Below are 9,839 nucleotides of genomic sequence, written 5' to 3' on the forward strand. Positions count from 1 at the left end.
GTGAGCTTTCATCGGCGCTTCACGCTGCGCCGCGACAGTGCGGCGCACGTGCCCCTTGCCACCTCCCCAAACGCAGCCGCGCTGCCCGACCGTGCCCGGAGCAGCCAGCTGCCGCGCGGCTTCGGCATCGTCATCGGCGCGCAGTTCGCCTCGGCGCTGGCCGACAACGCGCTGTTGATCGTCGCCATCGCGCTGTTGATGCAGCAGGGCTTTGCGCCGTGGTGGGCACCGCTGCTGAAGTTCGGCTTCATGCTGGCCTATGTCGTGCTGGCGCCCTGGGTGGGGCCGCTGGCCGACGCCTTTGCCAAGGGCCGTGTGATGGCAGCAATGAACGTCGTCAAGATGCTCGGCCTGGCGCTGCTGGCCCTGGGCCTGCATCCCGTCACCGCGCTCGCCGTCGTCGGGCTGGGCGCTGCCGCCTACGCGCCGGCCAAGTACGGCCTCATCACCGAGATGGCCGCGCCCGAGGCGCTGGTGAAGGCGAACGGGTGGATAGAAATCAGCGTCGTGTCCGCTGCGCTGCTGGGCGCCGTGCTGGGCGGCGCGCTGGTCAGCCCGCAATGGCTGGCGTCGGGCATGGCCGCCTGGTGTGACGGCCTGCAGCTGCCGGCCGACAAGCTGACCGGCTCGCTCGCGGCGCTGCTGCTGATCTACGCGATGAGCAGCTTGTTGAACGCAAGTATCGCCGACAGCGGCCGGCGCCAGCGCAGCGTGTCGCACGGTCCCGTGGCACTGCTGCGCGAGTTCCGCGCCGCCAACCGGCAGCTGTGGCGCGACCGCGAGGGCGGGCTGTCGCTGGCGGCGACGACGCTGTTCTGGGGCGTCGGCGCGACGCTGCAGTTTGCGGTGCTGCGCTGGGCCGGCGAGGCGCTGGCGCTGCCGCTGAACGAGGCTGCCTACCTGCAGGCGGCCGTCGCCGTCGGCGTCATCGCCGGTGCGGGCGCGGCGGGGCGCTGGCTGGCTTTGCACCAGGCGCGCCACGGCCTGTGGGCCGGCGTGGCGCTGGGCCTATTGATGCCGGTGGTGGCGCAGGCGAGCGACCTGTGGCTGGCCGCCCTCATGCTCGCCTTGGTCGGCGCCGTCGGGGGCGCGATGGTCGTGCCGTTGAACGCACTGTTGCAGCACCGCGGTGCCACGCTGCTGAGCGCGGGGCGGTCGATTGCCGTGCAGGGCTTCAACGAGAACCTCAGCGTGCTGGCGATGCTGGCGGCGTATGCCGCGTGCGAGGCGGCAGGGGTGCCGATCGCGGCGACGCTCAGCGGCTTGGGCGCACTGGTGGCAGTGACGATTGCAGCGCTGATCTGGACTGACGCCCGCGGGCGCCGCTGACCGCGCGTCTCAAGCTGCCGCTTGCAGGCCCGCGATCCGGAACGTCGGCTCGGCGCGTGCAATCGCGCCTTCGAGCACAGCTTCAAACCGCGCCGTGATGTCGGCCCAGTCCAGCCGGCGTGCCGTCGCGCGCGCGGCCTGGGCGACGGCGCGGCGGGCGTTGGCGTCCAGGGCGGCAACGCGGGCTGCGGCAACAAACGCTTCCTCCTTGCCTGGACCGGCCAGCCAGCCGTTCACGCCGCTGCGGATCAGCTCGCCCGCCGCGGCGCTTTCAAACGCAACGACGGCGCAACCGCTGGCCATGGCCTCGGTCGTCACATTGCCGAAGGTCTCGGTCAGGCTGGGGAAGAGGAAGAGGTCCAGACCGGCGTAGTGGGCCGCCAGATCGTCGCCACTGCGCTGGCCGGCAAAGATGGCGTCGGGCACGCGGGTGGCGAGTTCGGCGCGCATCGGGCCGTCGCCGACGAGAACAAGGCGGGCGCGCAGCTGCAGTTGCTTCACGGCCTCATAAGCCGCGAGCACGACGCCAAGGTTCTTCTCCGGCGCCAGGCGGCCGACATAGCCGAGCACGAGGTCGTCCGGCCCCGCACCCCAGCTCTCGCGCATCGCGGCGCTGCGCCGTGCCGGGTCGAAGCGCTGCGCATCGACACCGCGGCCGACGACGTTGAGCCGCTCGAAGCCGCGGTCCGCCAGCAGCACGCGCATGGCCTCGGTGGGCACCATGGTGGCGTCGCAGCGGTTATGGAACTTGCGCAGGTAACCCATGATGGGCTTGGACAGCAGGCCCAGGCGGTAGTGCTTGCCGTAGGCGTGGAAGTTGGTGCGGTAGTCTGACGTGACGGGCAGCGACAGGTGTTGCGCCGCCTGCAGCGCCGACCAGCCGAGCGGCCCTTCGGTGGCGATGTGAACGACATCGGGACGACGCAGCGACCACAGCTTGACCAGCGCCCGCTTGCTGGGCACGCCCATGCGCAGGTTCGGGTAAAGCGGTACGGGCAGGCCCTTGGTCAGTACCTCGTCGATGGTGGGCTTGCTGCTCATGGGGCCGGTCAGCCTGGCCGGCTGACGCGGGCGGATGAGCTGCACGTCGTGGTTGCGGCGGTGCAGGCCGTCGACGACACGCGCCATCGACATCGCGACGCCATTGACCTCGGGCGGATAGGTCTCGGTGACCACCGCGAGCCGGCGCGAATGGCGCGGTGCGGGCAGGTCGTCGATGAGGATGTCGTCGGCGTCGTGTGGGGTCTTCATGCGCGCATCGTCACGAATGCATGCAACAGAACGATGACAGCGAAGCCGTCACGCCGATTTCACGCAAGCCCACCACCATGCGCCCCGATCTCCACCCAAACGACGAGGACGGGACGTGAACGAATTCTTCCAAACCCTGAAGACCCAGCGCTGGGACGACCACCGCTACTACCACCACAGCCGCATCAACCAGAGCCTGCACCTGGTCAGCGCGCTGAGCTTCCTGGTGTCGTATGCGCTGGTGTTCGTGAACCCGGCGTGGGCGGCGCTGCTGGCCTGGTGCGTGTCGATGACGACGCGGCAGGCGGGTCACTTCTTCTTTGAGCCGCGCGGCTATGACCACGTCAACCAGGCCACCGACGAGTACAAGGAAGAGATCAAGATCGGCTACAACATCCGCCGCAAGATCGTGCTGATGGCCGTGTGGGTGGCGCTGCCGCTGGTGCTGTGGCTGGCGCCGTCTCTGGGCGGCCTGATCCAGCCGGCCGTCGGCATGCAGGGCTTCGTCGAGGACGTCGGCATGGCCTGGTTCTGCCTGGGCGTGACCGGTCTGGTGTTCCGCGTGGTGCAGCTGTGGGTCACGCAGAACCTGATGCAGGGTCTGGCGTGGGGCTTCAAGATCATCACTGACCCCTTCCACGATGTGCTGCTGTATTGGAGGGCGCCGCTGCACCTGCTGCGCGGCGAGCTGATCGACCCGATGGCGCACGTGGGCCAGCAGGCGCACTGAGCCGATGGACGAAGCCTTCACCCTGTCCGCGCTGGCCCTGGGCGTGCTTGCCCTGCTGCCGGCGGCCAAGCGGCGCATCGAGCTGTCGCGCGCCAAGCACCGGTCCCTTGCGGGCCATTCGCGCATGGCCAAGCGGCTGGCGCGCTGGGTGCCGGGCTATGCCTACGACGAGGCGCAGTTCTTCGCCGCCGATGGCGCGCCGGCTGACGTCGCCGCGCAGCGCCGGGCGGCGTTGCAGCGCCTGGGCGCGGAGTTCGACGGTCGCTTCGCCAAGACACTGGCCGCGACCGAGCAGGCGCGCGACACCGTCTCGGACCTGAAGTTCACCGGCCGCTACCGCGTGCCCTTCCAGTTCAGCCCGGTGCTGCGCGAGCACCTGAAAGTGGGCGCCTTCCTGCAGCACAGCGACGGCGTTCAGGTCGAGGACCTGGACGGCAACCGGTTCTACGACCTGACCGGTTCCTACGGCGTCAACGTGCTGGGCTATGACGCCTACAAGGCGTGCATCGACGAGGCCGTTGCCACTGCACGCGAACTCGGTCCCGTGCTGGGCGCCTACCACCCTTGCGTGCTGGACGTGCTGTCGCGCCTGAAAGCCGTCTCCGGGCAGGACGAGGTGAGCTTCCACATGTCCGGCACCGAGGCGGTCATGCAGGCCGTGCGGTTGGCGCGCTATCACACGAAGCGCAAACGCCTCGTGCGCTTTGCCGGCGCCTATCACGGCTGGTGGGAAGACGTTCAGCCCGGCCCCGGCAACCCGCTGCCGCCGCGCGAGACCTTCACGCTGCAGGACATGGCCGAGCGCTCGCTGAAGGTGCTGGCCACGCGGCGCGACATCGCCTGCGTGCTGGTGAACCCGTTGCAGGCGCTGCATCCCAACGTCAGCGCGCCGGGCGACTCGTCGTTGATCGACGGCAGCCGCCGCGCGGGCTATGACCGCGCGGCCTATACCGGGTGGCTCAAGAAGCTGCGTGAGGTCTGCACGGCACGCGGCATCGTGCTGATCTTCGACGAGGTGTTCGTCGGTTTCCGCCTGGCACCGGGCGGCGCGCAGCAGTACTTCGGCGTCAAGGCCGATCTCGTCACCTACGGCAAAACGCTGGGCGGCGGCCTGCCCGTCGGCGTGGTGTGCGGCAGCCGCGCGCTGATGACGCGCTACCGCGAGGACCGGCCGGCCGACATCTGCTTCGCGCGCGGGACCTTCAACGCCCACCCCTATGTGGTCGCCGCGATGGCGTCGTTTCTGAAGCGCATCGAGCGGCCTGAGGTGCGCGCCTTGTACGACGGCCTCGACGAACGCTGGAACGCGCGCTGTGCGCAGTTCAATGCCCGCTTGGCCGCAGCAGGCTCGCCAGTGCGCATGGCCAACCTGTCGACGATCTGGACGGTGATGTACGAGCAACCGGGTCGTTATCACTGGATGTTGCAGTTCTACCTGCGCAAGCATGGGCTGGCTTTGAGCTGGGTGGGCACCGGGCGGTTGATCTTCAGCCTCAACTATGGCGATGCCGAATTCGCAGCGGTCATGGACCGCTTTGTCGCCGCCTGCGATGAGATGCGCGCCGATGGCTGGTGGTGGACGGCGCCGGAGCTGACGGCCAAGGCCATCCGCCGCAGCGTGTTCCGCGAGATGCTGGGCCAGAAGTTCTGAGATGGAAAACCAAGACCTAACGCCCGCGTTGGAAGGCGGGATGAACCGCAGCGCCCCGCCTCGGCCCGGCTGGTTCAAGCGCCTCGTGGCGCAGGAGGACTTGAACTTCCTGCTGACCAACCGCGTACCCCGCATCGCGCTGACAAAACTGATGGGGCGCTTCTCGCGCATCGAAAGCCCGCTGCTGACCAAGCTCACCATTGCGGCGTGGCGGATGTTCACGCCGCTGGACTTGAGCGAGGCGAGGCACAGCGAGTTCCGCTCGCTGAAGGACTGCTTCACGCGCGAGCTGAAGCCGGGATCACGCGTGTTCGATGCGCGACCGGATGTGTTCGCCAGCCCGAGCGACGGCATCGTCGGCGCAACCGGGGTCGTCGAGCAGGGCCAGGTCTATCAGGCCAAGGGCTTTCCGTACTCGACGGCCGAGTTGTTCGGCCCGACCCACGACGCGAGCGTCTTCGAAGGAGGCCGTTTCGTCACGCTGCGGCTGACGTCGGCGATGTATCACCGCTTCCACGCGCCCGCTGATGGCACGGTCGAGCATGTGACCTATCTGAGCGGCGACACCTGGAACGTGAACCCGGTGGCGCTCAAGCGCGTGGAGCGCTTGTTCTGCCGCAACGAGCGGGCCGTCGTGCGCATGACGCTGGCCAGCGGCCATCCCATTGCCCTAGTGCCGGTCGCAGCGATCCTCGTCGCCAGCATCCGCCTGCATTTCCTCGACGTGCTGCTGCACATCGGTCGCAAGGGCGCCAACGAGATGCCGTGCGCTGCGCCGCACATCAAGGGCCAGGAGATGGGCTGGTTCGAGCATGGCTCGACCATCATCGTCTTCGTACCGCAAGGCTTCGAGCTGGCCGATGGCATTGCGCCCGGGGTGCAGATCCGCGCCGGGCAGGCGCTGCTCAGGCTGGTCGGCTGACGCTGATCAGGCGACGGTGTCGGGAGAGACCGTCGTTGCGACGGCGCCCGCCGGGACCGGCATGGGCACGGGCAGTCCGACGGGCGTGACGTTGGCCGTCGGTGCGGGCAGCAGCATCCCCGGCAGCGCCGCCTGGTCACCGCGGTCGATGATCTCGAGCCGGCCGTCGTGGTGTTCGACAAGCGCCGTCAGGCTCTCGACCCAGTCGCCGTCATTGCAATAGAGCACACCGTCGATTTCGCGGATCTCGGCATGGTGGATGTGGCCGCAGACCACCCCGTGCGCGCCACGCTTCTTGGCCTCGCGCGCCACGGCGTTCTCGAATTCGTTGATGTAGCTGACCGCGCGCTTGACCTTGTGCTTGAGGTAGCGCGACAGGCTCCAGTACGGCAGCCCGCACTTGGCGCGGATGCGGTTGAACCAGCGGTTGACCTTGAGGGTGAACTCGTAGGCCAGATCGCCAGCGATGGCCAGCCAGCGCGCACACTGGATGACGCCGTCGTAAAGGTCGCCATGCGTAACCCACAACCGCTTGCCATCGGCCGTCACGTGCATGGCTTCCTCCATCACGTCGACACCGCCGAAGTTGTGCGTCAGGTATTTGCGCGCGAACTCGTCATGATTGCCCGGGATGAAGATGACCCGCGTGCCCTTGCGCGCCTTGCGCAGCAGCTTCTGCACGACGTCGTTGTGCGCCTGCGGCCAGTACCAGCTGCGGCGCAGTTGCCAGCCGTCGATGATGTCGCCAACGAGGTAGAGGGTGTCGCAGTCGACATCGCGCAGGAAGTCGAGCAGGGCCTTGGCCTGGCAGCCGGGCGTGCCCAGGTGCAGGTCCGAGATCCAGACGGTGCGCACCGACAGCGTCGGTGTGTCGGCGGCAGCAGCGGTGTCTTGCGTCGGCGGCATGGCGAGCATGCTGCCCACCGGTCATGACGCTGGCGTGACCGGCCGCCCCGCACTCGCTCCCGTGCTGTCGCTAAGCCGGCTGCAGCCGGGCGGCGAGCCGGGGTACCGCCGCTTCAATGGGCGCGAGCAGGCGGGGCCACAACTTGGCGCCCAGGTCTCGGCGGAAGGGGCCGAAATGCTCGATCTTCTTCACGCCCAGATCGGCCGGCGCGATGCTGTGCCTTTGCACCCGCGCAGCGCTGAACTGCATTGCCAAGGCGTCCACCGCCGCCGCCGGTCCGAAGAGATGGTCGTCGGTGATGTCCCAGAGGTGGACCGCGCCGCTGAAGCGGTGATAGGCCCGCTCGCGCGACAAGGTGTCGTCGCCAAACAGGAAGCCGGGCGTTCGGCCCCAGGCCGCCCATTCCAGCGCCGCGCCCGCGGGCAGGTCCTGAGCACGCGGCCCGAGCAGCCGCCCCGGCGCGCGGCCCAGAACGCGCACGAGCGCCGGTAGCATCAAGTGGAAGAACGCCCACGCTTGCACGCGCGGCCAACCCGACCAATGCCCTAGGTAGGCGACCTGCGCCGCAACCCCGAGCAGCGCGTCCACCTGGTCCTCGAACTCCGGCACGAGGCCCACCGAATTGCCGCCCAGTGAATGCCCCACCCACAGCAGGCCGAGTTGACGCTGCTGATGGACGGCTTCCGCGCGTCGGCGCCTGTCGGCCGCGTGCAACGCAGCCGACATGTCCACGCGCGCCCAATCTCGCAGTCGCACGTCCTCGCCATGTCGCAGCGCTTCGCTTGAGGCAGCGATGCCCCGGTAATCGAAACTCAGCACCGCATAGCCCCGTTGGGCCAGCCATTCGGCGAAATGGCGGTAGTAGCTTGCCGGCACGGCTGTAGCAGCGCCGATGACGGCGACGGCACGCACGCCCACGGCCGGCGGCGGCTCGAACCATTGGCCGGCAAGCAGGCGGCCGTCACTGCACCGCAGTGGCGTCGGAATGCATCGCACCTGCAGGGTACCGGCGCCGTGGTCTACGGTGTCGCGCTCCAGGTTGGGCGCGCCCATGGCGGGAATGGACGGCGGCAGCGCTTCGGCAAGGTTTATGGGCAAGCTGGACATCGAAACACCTCGGGTCTGCGCGCTTGTTGCGGCGATGCGGGCAGTCTAGATTGGCTACTTTTCAGTCGGAAGACGGCCTGGAGGCCTCACATCGTCAACGAAATGTCGACAAAGAACCCGCAGTTACCTGGCGTCGGCAGGCGCCGGCAGACATTGGCCGAAGAGGCTCTAGACGCTAATGCGCTTGAACTTTTCGCCCGCATCGCACAGGCCGGCAGCTTCGCGCAGGCGGCGCGGGATCTCGGCCTGACGCGCGCCGCTGTCAGCAGGCGAATTGCGTCCATCGAAACCGCTGTCGGCCTGACCCTGTTTGCCCGCAGCACGCGCAGCCTGGGCCTGACCGAAGCGGGCCGCCGCCTGCACGCCCGCGCCCGCGCGGTGCGCGACGCTGCGGAAGGCGCCCGCCTGGCGCTGCGCCATGCTCGCGATCAGTTGGACGGCACCATTCGCATCAGCGCCACGGCGGGCTTCGGTCGGCATGTGCTCGCCGCGCTGCTGGCGCGCTTTCAGGCGCTGCACCCGGCGGTGCGCTATGAGCTCTTCTTTACTGACCGGCGGGTCGACCTGTTGCGGGAGGGCGTGGACGTGGCTTTCCGCGTGACCGATAAACCGCCGGATGCGTTTGTCGCGCAACCGGTTCTGAAGTTCGCTGTACGCGCCTATGCGGCGGCGGGCGCTGCAACGTTTCAGAGCCCCCAGCAACTGGCGACTGCACCGATGCTGCTGCTCGGCCAAAGCGAAGAACCCATGGCGAGCCAATGGCTGCATGATGACGGTCGCCGTGAGGATGTGATGCTCCAGGCGACGGCCTGGGGGAGCGATCTGGAGGGTCTCATCGCGTTGGCACGGCACGGCGCTGGCGTTGTACTGGCGCCGGACTTCTGCGTGAATCGCATCGAGGACACGGCGCCGCACAAGGCAGTCGACATGGGCGGCATGGCCAGCAATGTCAACTACGGTGGGGTCGCCGATGTGCTGCCCGGCTGGCAGATGCTCGCTGGCTTCGACACCGTACAAGCCCTGACCTTGCCGATGCCAGCGGGCTCGGAAACAGCGCGCGCGCTCGTGCGATTCGTACGTGAAGCGCTCGCGGCGGGGCAATGAAGCGGAGAGGAGGATCCACAGGAGAGACTCGCCCGACGCTGACGGAAGCACCTCTGAAATGACCGTCCCACGCTATCTCTTTGTCGCCCTGCCGCCCCAGGCTGTCGTCGATGCGCTCAAGACATTCCTCGACGACCAGGGGCTAACAAGTCAACTAGGCGGCACGATGTTCCAGCCGTTCAACTGGCACCAGTCGCTGTCGGGTCAATTCTGGCAAACGGCTGGCATCGAGGCGAAGCTGCGAGCAGCCGGTGAATTGCTGTCGGCTCGGCAGGTGGAGTTTCAGATGAATCGCATTGTTGGTCGCGGTACGCATTGGGAGTTCAAACCCTTTGGCAACCCACCGGGTTTTACCGATTTGCTTGCCGCCGTCCAAGCAGCATTGCGAGCGGTCGGAGTCTCCGACCGGGGCGGGCATTCTCCGCATATGACCGTCAGCTACTGGGCACCCACAGCGCTGCGATCCGTCAAGATTGGCCCGCCTATTCGGTGGACCATAGACACCGTATCGCTGGTGTGCGGCATGGCCGACCAGTCCGGCTATCGATACGAACTTGTCAGGCAGTGGCCACTGCACGCGGCGGCCCCGAAAGCCCAGCACGAACTTTTCCCGGACGAAGGTAATTAATAGGGCGCCCACCAGAGGCGACAAGACGGTTTGGGCTGCGACTTACTTCCGCCGCTTGCACCTGTCTTGGATACTCGCATTCTCTCTAATTTGCGGTATCGAACAGCAAATTCGCCGCGCAAAGCAAAACGCCCAATCTCTTATCGAGACTGGGCGTTGGCTTGGGTAAATAGCCTGACGATGACCTACTTTCACACGGGAATCCGCACT

9 protein-coding genes are annotated in these 9,839 nt (G+C 67.6%); 6 read left to right on the forward strand and 3 right to left on the reverse strand.

All coding sequences use genetic code 11. The features are described from left to right. On the forward strand, nucleotides 1–1,329 hold the full coding sequence (gene lplT / locus ASC81_RS09405; protein ID WP_235533614.1) for a lysophospholipid transporter LplT: 1,329 nt from the start codon (nucleotides 1–3) through the stop codon (nucleotides 1,327–1,329). A 9-nt stretch (nucleotides 1,330–1,338) separates the two neighbouring features. Here the strand turns inward: lplT and ASC81_RS09410 are convergent, their stop codons facing one another. Continuing rightward, entirely contained in the window at nucleotides 1,339–2,580 is a 1,242-nt protein-coding gene (locus tag ASC81_RS09410) for a glycosyltransferase family 1 protein (RefSeq protein ID WP_056265736.1), read from the reverse strand. A gap of 115 nt (nucleotides 2,581–2,695) precedes the next feature. On the opposite strand from ASC81_RS09410, the gene ASC81_RS09415 reads away from it, so the two are divergent. From ASC81_RS09415 to asd, 3 genes are read left to right on the forward strand one after another with little or no spacing between them, the layout of a single operon-like run. After that, entirely contained in the window at nucleotides 2,696–3,310 is a 615-nt protein-coding gene (locus ASC81_RS09415) for an Mpo1-like protein (RefSeq protein WP_056265739.1), read from the forward strand. Nucleotides 3,311–3,314: 4 nt separating this feature from the next. After that, nucleotides 3,315–4,961, forward strand: a complete 1,647-nt coding sequence (locus ASC81_RS09420; RefSeq protein ID WP_056265741.1) for an aminotransferase class III-fold pyridoxal phosphate-dependent enzyme — start codon at nucleotides 3,315–3,317, stop codon at nucleotides 4,959–4,961. A gap of 1 nt (nucleotide 4,962) precedes the next feature. Next, a complete protein-coding gene (asd, locus tag ASC81_RS09425; protein ID WP_235533615.1) occupies nucleotides 4,963–5,883 on the forward strand; it encodes an archaetidylserine decarboxylase in 921 nt (306 codons plus the stop codon). A 6-nt stretch (nucleotides 5,884–5,889) separates the two neighbouring features. Here the strand turns inward: asd and ASC81_RS09430 are convergent, their stop codons facing one another. Beyond that, entirely contained in the window at nucleotides 5,890–6,789 is a 900-nt protein-coding gene (locus ASC81_RS09430) for a UDP-2,3-diacylglucosamine diphosphatase (protein ID WP_235533616.1), read from the reverse strand. Between the two features lie 70 nt (nucleotides 6,790–6,859). Beyond that, the gene (locus ASC81_RS09435; RefSeq protein WP_056265748.1) at nucleotides 6,860–7,897 is read right to left on the reverse strand and encodes a serine aminopeptidase domain-containing protein; all 1,038 of its coding nucleotides are present in this window, start codon (nucleotides 7,895–7,897) and stop codon (nucleotides 6,860–6,862) included. A 102-nt stretch (nucleotides 7,898–7,999) separates the two neighbouring features. On the opposite strand from ASC81_RS09435, the gene ASC81_RS26970 reads away from it, so the two are divergent. Both ASC81_RS26970 and ASC81_RS09450 read left to right on the forward strand, forming a co-directional pair. Further along, on the forward strand, nucleotides 8,000–9,001 hold the full coding sequence (locus tag ASC81_RS26970; RefSeq protein WP_162245882.1) for a LysR family transcriptional regulator: 1,002 nt from the start codon (nucleotides 8,000–8,002) through the stop codon (nucleotides 8,999–9,001). A 58-nt stretch (nucleotides 9,002–9,059) separates the two neighbouring features. Next, nucleotides 9,060–9,629, forward strand: a complete 570-nt coding sequence (locus tag ASC81_RS09450; protein WP_056265756.1) for a 2'-5' RNA ligase family protein — start codon at nucleotides 9,060–9,062, stop codon at nucleotides 9,627–9,629. The last annotated feature ends 210 nt before the right edge of the window (nucleotides 9,630–9,839 follow it).

Origin of the sequence: Pelomonas sp. Root405 (genome assembly GCF_001425165.1) — a bacterium.
Classification (GTDB): Bacteria; Pseudomonadota; Gammaproteobacteria; order Burkholderiales; family Burkholderiaceae_C; genus Pelomonas.

What these genes read in the sequence shown, in the direction of transcription:
- ASC81_RS09410 (WP_056265736.1), bottom strand. Translation starts at nt 2,580, where the DNA reads ATGAAGACCCCACACGACGCCGACGACATCCTCATCGACGACCTGCCC.
- ASC81_RS09420 (WP_056265741.1), top strand. Translation starts at nt 3,315, where the DNA reads ATGGACGAAGCCTTCACCCTGTCCGCGCTGGCCCTGGGCGTGCTTGCC.
- asd (WP_235533615.1), top strand. Translation starts at nt 4,963, where the DNA reads ATGGAAAACCAAGACCTAACGCCCGCGTTGGAAGGCGGGATGAACCGC.
- ASC81_RS09430 (WP_235533616.1), bottom strand. Translation starts at nt 6,789, where the DNA reads ATGCCGCCGACGCAAGACACCGCTGCTGCCGCCGACACACCGACGCTG.
- ASC81_RS09435 (WP_056265748.1), bottom strand. Translation starts at nt 7,897, where the DNA reads ATGTCCAGCTTGCCCATAAACCTTGCCGAAGCGCTGCCGCCGTCCATT.
- ASC81_RS26970 (WP_162245882.1), top strand. Translation starts at nt 8,000, where the DNA reads ATGTCGACAAAGAACCCGCAGTTACCTGGCGTCGGCAGGCGCCGGCAG.
- ASC81_RS09450 (WP_056265756.1), top strand. Translation starts at nt 9,060, where the DNA reads ATGACCGTCCCACGCTATCTCTTTGTCGCCCTGCCGCCCCAGGCTGTC.